The following is a 13,660-nucleotide window of genomic DNA, read 5'->3' as shown; positions in this document are numbered from 1 at the left end:
TAAAGAGCAGGTGTTCAAAGGAGGACGAGGCCTCCTTGGCTTACTTTTTTCCGGCCCGGTCGATCAGTACCGCGAGCAGAATGATGATGCCCTTGATGACCTGCTGGTAGAACGACGATACGCCAAGCAGGTTGAGGCCATTATTCAGCACCCCAAGCAGGACCGCACCGATCAGTGTGCCGATGATCCAGCCGCGCCCGCCAGCCAGACTGGTGCCGCCGATGACGACCGCGGCGATCGCGTCGAGTTCGTAACCGGCGCCGGCGGTCGGCTGGGCGGAATTCAGTCGCGAAGTCAGGATTACCCCGGCGAGTGCGGCCATCAGGCCGGACATCGAATACACCCACAGCTGTACCCGATCGACCTTTACCCCGGACAGCTTGGAGGCTTCAGGGTTGCCGCCGACGGCGTAGACATGACGGCCGAACACGGTTTTCTTCAGCACGAACCACAGTGCGCCGAAGACCAGCAGCGTAATCACCACCGGCACCGGCACGATGCCGAACACGTAGCCGCTGCCGAGCATGTAGATGAAGTCGCTGTTGAAACCCGTCATCGGGCTGCCGTTGGTGTAGACCATGGTCAGGCCGCGATACAGCGTCATGGTGCCTAGCGTGGCAATGAACGGTGCGACCTTGCCCTTGGTGACGATCAGGCCGTTGACCAGGCCCATCAGCGCGCCGGAGATCAGGCCGATCGAGGTGGCCACGACCGGATCCATGCCACTGCCCATCAGTCCGGCCATGAAGGCGGCCGAGAGCGCGAGAATGGAGCCGACCGACAAGTCGATGCCGGCGAGCAGGATCACGAAGGTCATGCCGAAGGCGATCAGGGCGTTGATCGATACCTGACGCAGTACGTTCAGCAGGTTGCCGACGGTGAGGAAGTCCGGACTCATGGTCGCGAGCACGGCAGACATGATCACCAGTGCGATCAGCGGTCCCAGTTTTTGCAGGGTGGCTTTGGTTTGCGGGCTCATCGTTATTGTCCTCCGGTTGCCGCGTGCATGATGGTTTCCTGGGTGGCGGTTTTGGTGTCGAAAATGCCGGCCTGCCGCCCTTGGTGCATCACGAGGATGCGATCGCTCATCGATAACACCTCGGGGAGTTCGGACGACACCATGACAATGGCGACGCCGTTCGCGGCGAGTTCGTTGATGATCTGGTAAATCTCCGCCTTGCCGCCGACGTCGACCCCGCGGGTCGGTTCATCGAGAAACAGCACCTTGGGGGTGATGCCCAGCCACTTGGCGAAGACGATTTTTTGCTGATTGCCGCCCGACAGTGATTTGACGTCGAGCTCGGCGTCACGAGTTCGGATTTTCAGCCGCTCGATCAGCCCGGCCACCTCGTGGTTCTCTTCGCCGCTGTTGACCACGCCGGCGCGTGCCAGCTTGGAAAGGTGGGTGAGGGTGATGTTTTCCTTGACCGACATCCCCAGTACCAGCCCCTGGCTTTTGCGGTCTTCGGTAACAAAGCCGATGCCAAGATCGATGGCTTCAACCGGATTGCGTATGTCGATCGCTTCGCCATCAAGCCAGACCTGACCGTGTTTGCGCTTGCCGGCGCCGAACAGCGCCCAGACAATCTCGCTGCGCCCCGACCCCATCAGCCCGGAGATGCCGAGCACTTCGCCGGCGTGGACTTCAAAGTTGACGTCGGAGATCGCGTGGCCGTCGTCGAGGTCGCTGACCCTGAGGCGGACGTCGCCGAGTGCCACGTTGCGTTTGGGGAAGCGGTCGCCGATTTCGCGGCCGACCATCATCTTGACGATTTCGTCGAAGCTCGTGTCCTTGATCACGCGCTGGCCGACGAACTGGCCGTCGCGCAATACCGAAATCCGGTCGCAGATTTCGAAAATTTCTTCCATCCGGTGCGAGACATAAACGATGCCGACACCGCGCGACTTGAGGTCGCGCATCAGCCCGAACAGCACCTCGATCTCGCGGTCGGTCAGTGCCGCGGTCGGTTCGTCCATGATCAGCACTTGCGCGTTCAGGCTCAGCGCCTTGGCGATTTCGACCATCTGCTGCTGACCGATCGACAGCTTGCCGGCCTCGATGTCCGGGTCGATGTTCTTCACGCCCAGATGCGCCAGGTATTCAAGCGCCAGTTCGCGCATCTTGCGTGAATCGAGCACGCCGCCCTTGTGCTTTTCGCGCCCCAGAAACAGGTTGTCGATCACCGACAGTTGCGGAATCAGGTTGAGTTCCTGATGAATCATCGCAATGCCGTGGCGCTCGGCGTCCTTGGTGTCGCGGATTTCGACCGGTCTGCCTTCGATTTCGATGCTGCCGTAATCGGCCTGATAAACCCCGCAGAGGATTTTCATCAGCGTTGACTTGCCGGCGCCGTTCTCGCCCATCAGCGCGTGGATTTCGCCGCGCTTGAGTTCGAAGTCGACGCCTTCGAGCACCTTGACCGGGCCGAAGGCCTTGCTGACGTCCTTCATTTTTACAACCATGATCGTCCCCCTTGAAGATCGATCCCTTGACCATTGGTCATTCAGAAGATCACGCCGGCATACAGCACGACATTGGCGTAAGGCGTGGCTTCGCCGGTGCGGATCACCGCGCGGGCAGAGTGCGACAGCCGCTTCAGTTCGTCGTGGGCGACATAGGCGATCTCGATGCCGTCACCGGCCATCGTCGTCGCGCGGCTCATCACGGCCTCGTTCTGGTCGAGCGCTTCGGTGGCGAACACCGCGCGTTCGACCTGCATGTCCTTGAGCACTTCGTCGAGGACGTCGAAAAAGCGCGGTTCGCCGATGCGCAGCGCCAGATCGATGCGTTCGACATGATCGGGAATCGGCAGGCCGCAGTCGCCGATGACGATGCAGTCGGTGTGGCCCAGCGTCGCCAGGACGCGGGCGATATCGCTATTGAGGATGCCGTGCTTTTTCATGCTGCATCCCTCGTGGCGAGAAAGGCGTCGACGTCGGCACGCGTCGGCATACCGCCCTGGGCGCCGGGGCGGGTGACCGACAGTGCCCCGGCGGCGCAGGCGTAGCGCGCGGCGGCGGCGAGGCCCAGATCCCAGAATGCCGCGATGGCGCCGTTGAACGTGTCGCCGGCGCCGGTCGAGTCGACCGCTGCGACCGGGTACGAGGGCTGATGCTGCAGCACGCCGGCGGCATCGGTGAACCAGGCGCCGTCGCGGCCCTTGGTCATCACCACCTTGCCCGGCAGCGTCGCCAGCAGCGCCTTCCAGTCTGCCGGTTTGCCCTCGAAGGCAACGGCAAGCTCGTATTCATTCGGCGTGAACAGCGCGATCTGGCCGATCAGCTTGATCGGCAGCGACGCGGCTGGCGCCGGGTTGAGGATGAAGGGCTTGCCGTGTTTGGCGGCCAGCGCGGCGGCGGCTTCGATGGCCGCCATCGGGACTTCGAGCTGCGCCAGTACGACGTCGGCGTCGGCGAAAGCGGCTTCCGACGCGGCGATGTGCGCGGGGGAGAGCTCGCCGTTGGCACCGGGGATCACGAGGATGGCGTTGTCGCCATCGCAGACGGTGATCGCCGCGATGCCGGTGGCGGCGGTGGCCGAAATACCGATCCAGCGGGTATCGATGCCTTCAGCACCAAGGGTGGCGAGCATTTGCTGGCCGAAAGCGTCGTCGCCGACGCGGCCTATCATCGTCACCTGTGCGCCGAGGCGCGCGGCGGCGACGGCCTGATTGGCGCCCTTGCCGCCGGGGTAGGTGGCGAAGTGCTCGCCGAACAGCGTTTCCCCCAGTCTGGGAAACTTCGCCGTACCGACGACGAGGTCCATATTGATGCTGCCGACAACAAGTACCTTGGTCATGAAAACTCCTTATGCATCCGTAGTACAGGCTAGACCGTTAGCACGGATTCAGAATCTGGAAATGACTGATGTGCTGATGCTAAACCGTGTTAAGCAAAAAAAGTAGACCTAGATCAAGTTTATGTAGTGAATTTATGAAAACTACAGGATTCCCCTTATGAGACGCGATGCAGGCGTGCAACAGCCTGCCTCGGGATCAAGGCCGCCAGGGATGGGGGGAGCAGAGCGCGGGTTTAGCGGCTGCGGTAACGCAGGCTGGCGTCGACCCAGCACGCTGGCGGCGGGATCTCGCCGGCCAGCAAGGCCAGCACCGCTGCGAGGCTACCGGCGGCGAGCGCGTGGCTGTCCTGCGCGACCGATTGCACCGGTTGCGGCAGGCAATCGAGCAGCGGGTGGTCATCGAAGGTGAGCAGGTAGTCGGGCGCGCCGTGGCCGCGGGTATTGACGCAGGCCAGTACGCCTTCAAGCAGGGTAATGCCGCCGGTGAACACCGCCTGCGGGTAGCGGCCATGCTTGGCAATCCAGTCAGCCAGCAGGGCGTGGCCGGAGGCGCGCTGGTAATCACGTTCGCTGATCCAGTCGTCACCAGGCATGATGCCGGCGCGCGCGAGTGCGGCGCGGTAGCCGGCGAGGCGATCGGCGCTGGTCGACAGCGCGGCGCCACCGCCGATGTACACAATCTCGCGGGCGCCCAGATCGATGGCATGGCTGACCAGCGCGTCGCTGGCATCTGCGGCGGCGGTCACGACAAACGGAACCGGGCTGCCGGGTACGCGGCGGTCGGCGAACACCAGCGGCAAGCGCGTGGCCCAGCCGGCGTAGGCCGTCGGATTCGGATTACACGGCACCACGATCAGGCCATCGACCTGTCGCGCGACCAATTGGCCGATGCCGGCGGCTTCCTGTTCCAGATCATCGCTGCTGCTGACGATCATCAATTGGTAACCGGCGGCGCGCGCCAGCGGCTCGAGCGCTTCGGCGAGGCTGGCGTGGGCGAAGTTGGTCAGCTGCGGCACCACCAGCCCAAGCGTGTGGCTGGCGCGCGCACGCAAGGCCCGTGCCGACTGCGAGGGCTGGAACTGGTGCTCGGCAGCAATCGCCAGCACGCGCGCTTGCGTGGCCTCGGAAATCCGGTAGTTTTGCGCGCGGCCATTGAGCACCAGACTCGCGGTGGTGCGGGAGACGCCGGCAAGCCGGGCGATGTCATCGATGGTCAGGCGGGCGAAGGCGGACACGGTGGCGATCTGCTTTGCTAAACCGTGTTAGCTTAGCGTTTGTCGGGGTTCAGGACAAGGTAAAGACCGCGCTGGTTCAGCGCGTGCGCCCACCGCCATCGGGCCACGAGGCGAACTGCCAGTCGGCGAAGCTTTTTTTGTCGGCGAAGTTGGCGAACTGCCGCGGAAAGTTGTTCTGCTTGAGCGGCAGCTTGGGCGATTTGCTGTAAACGCCCATGAAGCCGCCGCCGGGCGCACCGATATAAGCCCAGTCTTCGCCGGTGAGCGGGTCTTTATAGGCGCGGCGCAGAAAGCGTCGGGCGAAGGGCACGCGCGGGTCTTGCACCAGATCTTGCAGCCGCTTCGGATATTGCGTGCCTCCGGCGGTGGTAATGGCGTTGTAGTTCTTGATTGCTAAACGGATTTCATCGCCGACGCGCAGCAGTTCCTGCTCGCGTTCACGCTGCAAGCGGTTTTGCCAGGCCTCGCCAACAAGGCCCAGATAGATGCCCATGACCAGCACCATCATCAATACCCACAGGTAGGCATAGCCGGCTTGGCCGGGCGGCGTCCGTGGGCGACGCTCAAAGTTCACGGTATGGTTTGCCATCGCTGTCGCTGCCATCGGCGCCGCTCTTGACGTCGTAAACGCCGCTGCCGCCTTCCGGCGCCAGCGTCTGCCAGGCATCGCGGCGGTTGGCGACCGGATCCAGCGGCATCTCGCGCAGATAGCGGCGCTGCACCAGCTCGTCCAGCGTGGCCGGATAGCGGCCGGTGTCGGCGTAGAACTTGTCGATGGCGTCACGCATCGCCACGAGGTTGTGCTTGAGCACGGTCTCGGCGGCGCGATCGGTTTGTTGAAAATAACGTGGCACGACCAGGGTCAGCAGGCTGGCCATGATGGCGAGCACGACCAACAGTTCGATCAGCGTAAAGCCGCGGCGGCGTAAAGAAGACATGTCTGGATCACCATTCACGATAGGGCGTGCCATTGAGGCCGACAGCGTTGGAGCGCGTGTAGACATCGTAGACGTCGCGGCCTTCCTGCGGTGAATCGGGCGGGCTGGCATAACTGCGGATACCCCAGGTCTGGGCGTTGCTCATGCTCGGGCAATCGCAGAACGGGTCGCGCGGAATGCGCCGCAGAAAGTAGATTTTCTTGCCGGTCGGATCCGTGGCGTCCTTGACGCCGTCGACGAGCACGGCCAGTTCGGGCGGATAACCGGTGTCGTCGAGCGAGGTGGCGACGCGCTTGTCGGTCGCCGCCTGCTTGTAGGCGTCGATGGCGCTGCGGATCTGCCACAGCGCCTGGCGCAGCTCGGACTCGCGGTTGCGCGTCGCGGCAACCTGCGACAGTGGCAACGCCACCGTCGCCAGCACCGCGAGGATGGTCAGCGTGACCATCAGCTCGATCAGCGTAAAGCCGCGTTGCACGGTTGCCAATCCGTTCAACGCCGGCCCAGTCCGGCGCGGGGCACCGGCGCGTCCGCGACGGCCGGCGCGCCGGTCTGCGCCTGCGGCGCCGGTGCGGCCGGGACTGGTGCCGGAGCTGGTGCCGGAGCTGGTGCCGGAACTGGTGCCGGAACTGGCGCCGGTGGCGGGGCGCTGACCGCGCCGCCCTGGGTCGAGAAGTTGATGGTCGATGCCGGGCGCAAGCGCAGCGGATCGGTCGAAATCGCGCTGTCGGTGCCGCTGTCGAACTGGGTGATATAGCCGCCCGGAATCGGCAGATTGCGCACGATACGCGGGGTGATCGACAGCACCAGTTCGGTTTTCTTCGACGAGTCCGATTTGCTGCCGAAAATGCGATCGAGAATCGGCAGCTCGCCCAGGCCCGGAATCGCATTGCCGGTGCTCTGGCTGGTGCGATTCAACAGGCCGGCGAGGATCTGCGTTTCGCCGTCGCGGCCGCTCATATTGGTTTCGGCGCGGCGGGTGCCGATGGTGTAGGCGGTCAGGCCGGTCTTGGTCGTCATCGTGTCGGTGACATTGGAGACTTCCAGCATCACCTTGACGCCGATATCGCCGTCGTTGCCGATGGTGGGTTCGACATTCAGCGTCAGGCCGACATCCTGATAACTGATGGTTTCGCTGACCACGCCGTTCGAGTTGACCGTGGTGACCACCGGCAAGCGATCGCCGATGAGGATCTTGGCCTTGTCGCGGTTCTTGACGCGGATTTTCGGATTGGCCAGCACCGTGCCGGCGCCCTTGTTGTGCGCGAGATTGGCGGTGATCGTCGGCGAGCCGACGTTGACCAGCACATTGCCCTTGTTCAGGTCGGAGAGTTTGTCCAGGCCGATCAGCCCCGGCGTGAATACACCCTGAGCGCTGAAGCCGCCAGCGGTGGCGCTGATGCTGTCCGGGTAGCGGATGCCGAGGTTGAGCGTATCGCTGCTGTTGACTTCGAGCACCTCGACGTCGAACACCACCTCCGATTGCGGCAGATCCTGCGCCGCGATCAAGCGCTCGGCCACGGCGATCGCGTCGGGCGTATCGCGCATCACCAGCATGTTCAGCCGCTCGTCGATATAGACGTCGCGGGTCTTGACCATCTGCTTGAGCATCGACAGCACCTGCTTGGGATCGGCGTTGCTCAGGTAGAAGGTGCGCATCACCAGATCCTTGTAGTCGCGGTCTTTGTCGGGCCGCTTCGGATAGATCAGGATGGTGTTGTCGTTGAGGATTTTCTTGTCGAGCTGGTTGGTGGCCAGGACCAGATTGATCACGTCCTCGACCGTGGTATCGCGGGCGAAAATCGTCGTGCGCAGGTTGGGCGGCACGTCGCGGTCGAAAATGAAGTTGACCTTGCCGATGCGCGCGATGATGTCGAACACGCTCATCACCGGCTGGTCGCGGAACTGCAGCGAGATCGGGCTCTTCAGAGCCTGCGCCAGTGCCGGGCGCAGATTGGCCTCGCGCGCCTTGCGGTTTTCGATGTCGTCCCGCAGTTTCACCGCCTGCGGGTTGCGCGGATTTTCAGCGAGCAACTGGCGGACGATTTCCAGCGCCTCATCGGGGCGCTTGTCCTTGATCTCGTTGGCGAACTTGAGCATCGAATCGCCGCGGCTAGAGCGTTCGAGCTGGCGCATGCCTTCCTGCGCCCGCACATTGCCCGGCTCCCACGACAGCATCTGCTGGTAACGCGCCAGCGCGCCCGGCAGATCGCCGCGCGAACGAGCGGTTTCGGCTTCCTGCAGCAGCTGTCCCAGCATTTGATCCAGCTGGCGGCGGTAGGCGGTGCGCAGCTTGATGTCGTCCGGATACTGTTTCACTGCGGTTTGCAGCGCACTCAACCCTTGCTGGGTATTGCCTTGTTCGATCAGCGACTCACCTTGCTGGCGCGCGGTATCGGCGGCACAGCCGGTCAGCATCGCGACCAGAATGGTCACGGTCAACGCTCGTTTCACGGCGTTCCTCCTATCGGCAGCACTTGCTGCTGATTCAATGGCATGAATGTAAAGGCGATGGCATCGCGGCTGACTTTGTCGACACGCCAGCTGCCGAGCACGGTTTCACCTTGCTGGATGCGCCCAAGCGCATCGCAGCGATTGCAGACGACGTATTGATCGCCGCCCGCTTGCAGTACAACGTAATCGGTGCCGCGTTCGTGCCAGGTCGAGACCACCTGGAACGGCAGGGGCGGCGCAACCGGTACCGGCGTAGGAGTCGGTTTGGCCGGCGGCGGTGGCGGTGGTGGCGGCGGCGCCCAGGTCTGCTTCGGGAACAGGTTGACCACGCTGGCATTCGATGCCGCCGGTGCGCGCGACGCGCTTCTGGCAACGCTGCTGGCTTCGGAGGCGATCTCTTGTGCCGGCATGCCGCGCGGCTTGCGCACGGCGGCATCGTTTTCCACCGGTGCATCGGCGCTGTCGTTCCAGATCGTATAAGCGGTCAGCAAGGCGGTGATGGCGAGGATGATTTGCAGCGGACGGGAAAGCATCAACGGCCTCCCTTGCGCGGTGGTACCGGTTCGCCCACTTCGGTCAGATAGCTCAGTTGCAACTGGATCGCGAGCATTTCCTCGCCGATATTGGCGCGACTCATGCTGACCGATTCGACGCGCACGCCCGGAATCGCCTTGAGCGCCTGCATCAACGCGCGCAGCGATGGATAGCTGCCACTGGCAGGAAACTGCAGACCAAAGCGCAGCAGCTGGCCATCCGCCTCGGTGACGCTTTTGTAATCGCTCTGCACGATGGCGATGCCGTTCTTGGTCGCCAGAGCGGTCAACTCGGCCAGAAAGGCGGTGAAGCTGGTATCGCGGCGCAGCTTGACGTAGGCGGGCTCGCTGGCGACCTCACTAGCGCGCACGGTGCGGCGGATTTCGCTCTGCTTCGTGGCGATGGCCGCTTCGCGTTTGTCGAGATCGCGTTCGATCGGCTCGACCTGCTGTTTGAGCAAAAGGACGGCCATGCCGATCAGCGCCAGTCCGACCACGCCGAGCGTGCCGGCGTAACGCGGCCATTGGCGCAGATGCCAGCTCAGTTGCTGCATGTTCATGGCGCCTCCGTTTGACGCCAGTAGACCTCGACTGCGGCACTGGTGGGCCGGAACGGATCGGTCGGCTTGAGTGCCTGCCTTGCCAGCAGCACCTGCTCGACATCGGGCTGTTGCGCCAGTGCATCGATCCAGGCCAGCAGCTCTTTCAGTGTTCTGGCTTCGAGTTCCAGCTTGAGATCGCGCTCGCTCGTGCTCACATCGATCTTGGTGTAGGCAATGCCCGGCCGCCACGCGGCCTCGAGCGCGGCCAGACCCGCGTCGGGGGAGGCGGTCTGCGCGCGCTCGATCGCGGCGACCTTGTCGTTCAGCGGCGCTTCCTTCTGCGCGGCGAGCCGCGAGGTTTCCTGCTTCTTGAGCAGCCACGACTGTTCGGCTTCTTGCGTATCGATCAGCTTGCGGCGCTCGTCGGCGACATCCTGCCGCGCCAGTACCCACAGCAGCAGCACCACGCCGGCAACGATGATGGCCAGACCCAGCCACGGGGTGGTGCTGGGCTGGCGATGAAAATCGAGCTGGATCGACCTCATGCAACGACCTCCGGCCGGGCCCATTCGCGCACGGCGTCAAGCAGCGGATGCAGGCCGCCCAGCCAGTTCAGTTCGAACTCGCCATCGAGATGCTCGGGTGCCTGGTCGTGACCGCCTGCGAGGTAAAGGGTGCGGGGAACGAAGTCGCTGGCGAGCATGGCCGCGTCGCGCGCCAGTGCGGTCAGCGATGCGCCGGCCATGCCACCGGCCGGTGCCGACAGGGTGACGACGCCGCGCCAGGCGCGCTGTTTACGGAACAGGCAGCTGATGTGTTCGGCCTCGGCGACGATCAGCGCGAATTCGGGCGATTTCACTGCCGAATGGTAGCGATTGACGACATCGGTGAGCAGCGGCGCAACGGCGCTCAGCCTGCATTTGCGCGTGCGCGCCAGTTCCAGCAGCGTCTGATACAGACCCTGATCGATCGCCGCGGCGAGCCGGGGCGCGCCGTAAGGGCCGGGTTCGATGGCGACCCGCCAGGTATCGGTGGCGACGTTGAATTGCGACGCCATCAGTACGCGGGCATAGCCCTGCCAGTCGGCATCGCGCTTGAGGTTGTCCTGCCACGGCAGCACCGTGTAGCGCACCCACGGCGTCCCGAGATGCAGGGTCAGGGTATCGAAACGGCCGGCCGGCGCGTCGTTCAGCAACTGCTGCAGCCGCAATACCGCGGTATCGGCGGTGCCGTCGATGGCCTCGCTGCGGCGCGCGACCGGGCCGCGCGGCCAGCGTGGCTTGCTGGCGAGCATGACCTGGCTGCGCATCAGCCAGCCGTGATGGTCAATCGACAAAGGTGACACGATTGATTTCCTGCAAGGTGGTTTCGCCGCGCGACACGGCCAGCATGGCCATTTGCCGCATCGACGCAAAGCCGGTCTGGCTGGCGAGTGTTTTCATTTCGCCGGGTGGCGCGCGGTTGACGATGGCGACCTTGAGGTCATCGTTCAGCCGCAGCACCTCGGCGATAGCCTTGCGGCCGAGATAACCGGTGTCGCGGCAGGCCTTGCAGCCCGTGCCCTTGCGGAAGCGCCAGGCGGCGACCTGATCGCGGTTCAGCCCGGACACCGCCAGCAGTTCGTCGTCCGGATTGTCGTCGGTGATGCAGTGCGGGCAGATCTTGCGGATCAATCGCTGTGCGACCACACCGATCAGCGCATCGACAAAGCTGTGCGATTCCACGCCCATGTGCATGAAGCGGTCGAGCACCGAGAACGCATTGTTGGCATGCACCGACGTCAGCACCAGGTGACCGGTCAGCGCCGCCTGAACGGCGATATTGGCGGTTTCGCCGTCACGGATTTCGCCGACGAGGATTTTGTCCGGATCATGCCGCAGGATCGAGCGCAGGCCGCGCGCGAACGAGAGGCCCTTTTTGTCGTTGACCGGAATCTGCAACACGCCGGGCAACTGGTATTCGACCGGGTCTTCAATGGTGATGATCTTTTCTTCGCCGGTATTGATCTCCGACAGCGTCGCATACAGCGTCGTCGACTTGCCCGAGCCGGTCGGTCCGGTCACCAGTAGCAGGCCATAGGGTTCGTTGGCGAGCGAACGGATCGCCGCCATCGTCACCTCCTCGTGGCCGAGGATGTCCAGGCGCAACTGCTTGAACGAATCGCCGCCGCCCTGCTTGTCGAGCACCCGCAGCACCGCGTCTTCGCCGTAAATCGACGGCATGATCGAGACGCGAAAATCGATGTCACGGCCGTTCATCATCACCTTGAAGCGGCCATCCTGCGGAATTCGCCGCTCGGCGATATCCAGATCGGCGAGCACCTTGATCCGCGATACGGTCTGCTCGGCGGTTTCGATACCGCTGGCGCCGCCAATATGCAGCAGCACGCCGTCGATACGGTACTTGATCGTCAGACCGCTCGGGGTGCTTTCAAGGTGGATGTCCGACGCCTTGGATTTGAGCGCGTCGTACAGCGTCGAGTTGACCAGCTTGACCACCGGGCTGGTATCCGACGCGATCGTCGCCAGCGAGATTTCCGGCACACCGTCGTTGTTGGCCTCGGTGCCGTCGCCGCCGCCGAGCTGATCCATCGCCCGGTGGCTGGTTTCGTACTTTTCCAGGTACGACGCCACATCGTCGTAATGACCAAGCGCGTTGCGAAAGCCGACCGATACCCGCTGCAGCGCCCAGTTGCGCGTCGCCGCGTCAAAGGGATCGCCGTATACCAGCGAGAGGTAGCCGTCGGTGTCCTCGACCAGCACACACTGGTGGCCGACGGCATCGGCATAGGGCAGGAGGTCGTAGCGCGGAAACAGCGCATCGAGGTCGCCACGCGTCAGCGCCGGCAGGCCGAGGAAGGTGCTGACGGTGTAACGGTAATCGTCGTCGGAAACGCCGAGCGTCTGCTGCAGTAGCAAGGGTAGCGGGGTGTCGCCACGGTTGGCGCGCAAGTGCTGGATCAGGTCGAGCGTCAATGCAGACATTACTGCGCGCTCCCGGCCAATTCGAAAATCGGCATGTACAAGAGAAAAACGATGGTGCCGATCATTACGCCGATGAACAGCATCAGGATGGGCTCGAACAGCTTGGTGAACATCTCGATGCCACGGTCGAGCTCTTCGTCGCAAAACTGCGCCGAGCGCTCGCACATCGTCGCCAGCTCGCCGCTTTGTTCGCCAACGCGCAGCAATCGCTCGGAGACCGGCGTGGTCAATTGATAGCGCGGCAGTGTGGCCGACAAACCCTGACCGGCACGGATATCGACGATGGCGCGGCCCAGCGCCAGACGCATCGGCGTTGGCAACAGCTGCGCCGCCAGCTCCATCGCCGCGACCACGGATAAGCCGCCGGCGAGCAAGAGGCCGACGGTGCGGTAAAACCGCGTCAGCGCGAACAAGCGGCGGTAGTCATTCAAACGGGGCAGCCGCCAGACGATTTCCATCAGCGCGGTTTGCACCGACGGCGTGCGCAGCATCAGCACGATACCGGCGATGGTGGCGGCAATACCGGCGAACAACCAATGGCCGTGCTGATGCACCAGATCACCCCACCACAGCATGATTTGCGCGGCGAAGGGGATATTGCGCATCGAGGCGTAAATCTGGCTGAACTTCGGAATCACATAAAACAGCAGAAACAGCATGATGCTGCCGCCGATGGTCAGGATCACCATCGGGTAGATCAGCGCCGCGATCACTTTCTTTTTCACCCCGGCAAGCCGGGTGTCGTAGTGGTGGTAACGCTTGAGTGCTTCGGAAAGGTGGCCGGTCTTTTCGGCCGAGCCGACGGTGGCGACGTACAGCGGCGGAAAGTGCTCGGGCATTTGCAACAGCACTTTCGAGAACGGCAGCCCTTGGTACAGCGTTTCGACCATGCGCGTCAGCACCACGCGGCTGCCGTCCTGCGCGCTTTTTTCCTTCAGCGTTTCGACGGCTTCGACCAGGGTCAGGCCGGCTTCGAGCAGGGCGATCAGTTCCTGGGTAAACAGCGACAGGCCGAATTCGCTTTTGCGAAACGACAACTGCCGTTGTGCCTCGAAACTGACAAGCTGCGCGCCCTGCGCCGCCAACCGACTTCTGAGCTCGGCTTCATTGGCCGCGTCGAGCTCGAGTTCGGAGAGGCGACCGGCCGCCAGCGCTTTGACTTTGTAGCGCATGGGAAA

15 protein-coding genes are annotated in these 13,660 nt (G+C 63.5%); all 15 read right to left on the bottom strand.

Annotation, left to right across the window (positions count from 1 at the left end):
- Nucleotides 1-40: 40 nt before the first annotated feature.
- Nucleotides 41-979, bottom strand: a complete 939-nt coding sequence (locus JLC71_RS09200) for an ABC transporter permease subunit (protein WP_200915143.1) — start codon at nucleotides 977-979, stop codon at nucleotides 41-43.
- 2 nt (nucleotides 980-981) lie between these two features.
- Nucleotides 982-2,463, bottom strand: a complete 1,482-nt coding sequence (locus tag JLC71_RS09195; protein WP_200915142.1) for a sugar ABC transporter ATP-binding protein — start codon at nucleotides 2,461-2,463, stop codon at nucleotides 982-984.
- Between the two features lie 41 nt (nucleotides 2,464-2,504).
- Nucleotides 2,505-2,903: a D-ribose pyranase gene (gene rbsD, locus JLC71_RS09190; RefSeq protein WP_200915141.1), complete on the bottom strand. Its 399-nt coding sequence runs from the start codon at nucleotides 2,901-2,903 to the stop codon at nucleotides 2,505-2,507.
- A complete protein-coding gene (locus tag JLC71_RS09185; protein WP_200915140.1) occupies nucleotides 2,900-3,799 on the bottom strand; it encodes a ribokinase in 900 nt (299 codons plus the stop codon). Before JLC71_RS09185 ends, rbsD begins: the two co-directional genes overlap by 4 nt.
- A 233-nt stretch (nucleotides 3,800-4,032) precedes the next feature.
- The gene (locus JLC71_RS09180; RefSeq protein ID WP_200915139.1) at nucleotides 4,033-5,034 is read right to left on the bottom strand and encodes a LacI family DNA-binding transcriptional regulator; all 1,002 of its coding nucleotides are present in this window, start codon (nucleotides 5,032-5,034) and stop codon (nucleotides 4,033-4,035) included.
- 76 nt (nucleotides 5,035-5,110) lie between these two features.
- Entirely contained in the window at nucleotides 5,111-5,623 is a 513-nt protein-coding gene (locus tag JLC71_RS09175) for a type II secretion system protein (RefSeq protein ID WP_200915138.1), read from the bottom strand.
- Nucleotides 5,598-5,972 (bottom strand): type II secretion system protein, encoded by a 375-nt coding sequence (locus JLC71_RS09170; protein ID WP_200915137.1) that lies wholly within the window; start codon nucleotides 5,970-5,972, stop codon nucleotides 5,598-5,600. The genes JLC71_RS09175 and JLC71_RS09170 overlap by 26 nt, the downstream gene beginning before the upstream one ends.
- 7 nt (nucleotides 5,973-5,979) lie before the next feature.
- A complete protein-coding gene (locus tag JLC71_RS09165) occupies nucleotides 5,980-6,447 on the bottom strand; it encodes a type II secretion system protein (protein WP_236250847.1) in 468 nt (155 codons plus the stop codon).
- Between the two features lie 14 nt (nucleotides 6,448-6,461).
- Nucleotides 6,462-8,423, bottom strand: coding sequence for a secretin GspD/PilQ domain-containing protein (locus JLC71_RS09160; protein ID WP_200915136.1), 1,962 nt, complete (start codon nucleotides 8,421-8,423; stop codon nucleotides 6,462-6,464).
- Nucleotides 8,420-8,956 (bottom strand): hypothetical protein, encoded by a 537-nt coding sequence (locus tag JLC71_RS09155; protein WP_200915135.1) that lies wholly within the window; start codon nucleotides 8,954-8,956, stop codon nucleotides 8,420-8,422. The genes JLC71_RS09160 and JLC71_RS09155 overlap by 4 nt, the downstream gene beginning before the upstream one ends.
- On the bottom strand, nucleotides 8,956-9,516 hold the full coding sequence (locus JLC71_RS09150; protein ID WP_200915134.1) for a hypothetical protein: 561 nt from the start codon (nucleotides 9,514-9,516) through the stop codon (nucleotides 8,956-8,958). Before JLC71_RS09150 ends, JLC71_RS09155 begins: the two co-directional genes overlap by 1 nt.
- Nucleotides 9,513-10,043 (bottom strand): hypothetical protein, encoded by a 531-nt coding sequence (locus tag JLC71_RS09145; RefSeq protein ID WP_200915133.1) that lies wholly within the window; start codon nucleotides 10,041-10,043, stop codon nucleotides 9,513-9,515. The genes JLC71_RS09150 and JLC71_RS09145 overlap by 4 nt, the downstream gene beginning before the upstream one ends.
- Nucleotides 10,040-10,843 carry a hypothetical protein gene (locus JLC71_RS09140; RefSeq protein WP_200915132.1) on the bottom strand — a complete coding sequence of 268 codons (804 nt, stop codon included), beginning with the start codon at nucleotides 10,841-10,843 and terminating at the stop codon, nucleotides 10,040-10,042. The genes JLC71_RS09145 and JLC71_RS09140 overlap by 4 nt, the downstream gene beginning before the upstream one ends.
- Nucleotides 10,824-12,482 carry a GspE/PulE family protein gene (locus JLC71_RS09135; protein ID WP_200915131.1) on the bottom strand — a complete coding sequence of 553 codons (1,659 nt, stop codon included), beginning with the start codon at nucleotides 12,480-12,482 and terminating at the stop codon, nucleotides 10,824-10,826. The genes JLC71_RS09140 and JLC71_RS09135 overlap by 20 nt, the downstream gene beginning before the upstream one ends.
- A complete protein-coding gene (locus JLC71_RS09130; RefSeq protein WP_200915130.1) occupies nucleotides 12,482-13,654 on the bottom strand; it encodes a type II secretion system F family protein in 1,173 nt (390 codons plus the stop codon). The genes JLC71_RS09135 and JLC71_RS09130 overlap by 1 nt, the downstream gene beginning before the upstream one ends.
- Between the last annotated feature and the right edge of the window lie 6 nt (nucleotides 13,655-13,660).

Origin of the sequence: Jeongeupia sp. HS-3 (assembly GCF_015140455.1) — a bacterium.
Taxonomy (GTDB): Bacteria; Pseudomonadota; Gammaproteobacteria; order Burkholderiales; family Chitinibacteraceae; genus Jeongeupia.
This window is presented reverse-complemented; position numbering and strand designations above follow the sequence as displayed.

Coding starts and splice junctions, on each gene's coding strand:
- rbsD (WP_200915141.1), bottom strand. CDS start 2,903: ATGAAAAAGCACGGCATCCTCAATAGCGATATCGCCCGCGTCCTGGCG.
- JLC71_RS09135 (WP_200915131.1), bottom strand. CDS start 12,482: ATGTCTGCATTGACGCTCGACCTGATCCAGCACTTGCGCGCCAACCGT.
- JLC71_RS09150 (WP_200915134.1), bottom strand. CDS start 9,516: ATGAACATGCAGCAACTGAGCTGGCATCTGCGCCAATGGCCGCGTTAC.
- JLC71_RS09185 (WP_200915140.1), bottom strand. CDS start 3,799: ATGACCAAGGTACTTGTTGTCGGCAGCATCAATATGGACCTCGTCGTC.
- JLC71_RS09170 (WP_200915137.1), bottom strand. CDS start 5,972: ATGTCTTCTTTACGCCGCCGCGGCTTTACGCTGATCGAACTGTTGGTC.
- JLC71_RS09195 (WP_200915142.1), bottom strand. CDS start 2,463: ATGGTTGTAAAAATGAAGGACGTCAGCAAGGCCTTCGGCCCGGTCAAG.
- JLC71_RS09155 (WP_200915135.1), bottom strand. CDS start 8,956: ATGCTTTCCCGTCCGCTGCAAATCATCCTCGCCATCACCGCCTTGCTG.
- JLC71_RS09130 (WP_200915130.1), bottom strand. CDS start 13,654: ATGCGCTACAAAGTCAAAGCGCTGGCGGCCGGTCGCCTCTCCGAACTC.
- JLC71_RS09200 (WP_200915143.1), bottom strand. CDS start 979: ATGAGCCCGCAAACCAAAGCCACCCTGCAAAAACTGGGACCGCTGATC.
- JLC71_RS09175 (WP_200915138.1), bottom strand. CDS start 5,623: ATGGCAAACCATACCGTGAACTTTGAGCGTCGCCCACGGACGCCGCCC.
- JLC71_RS09145 (WP_200915133.1), bottom strand. CDS start 10,043: ATGAGGTCGATCCAGCTCGATTTTCATCGCCAGCCCAGCACCACCCCG.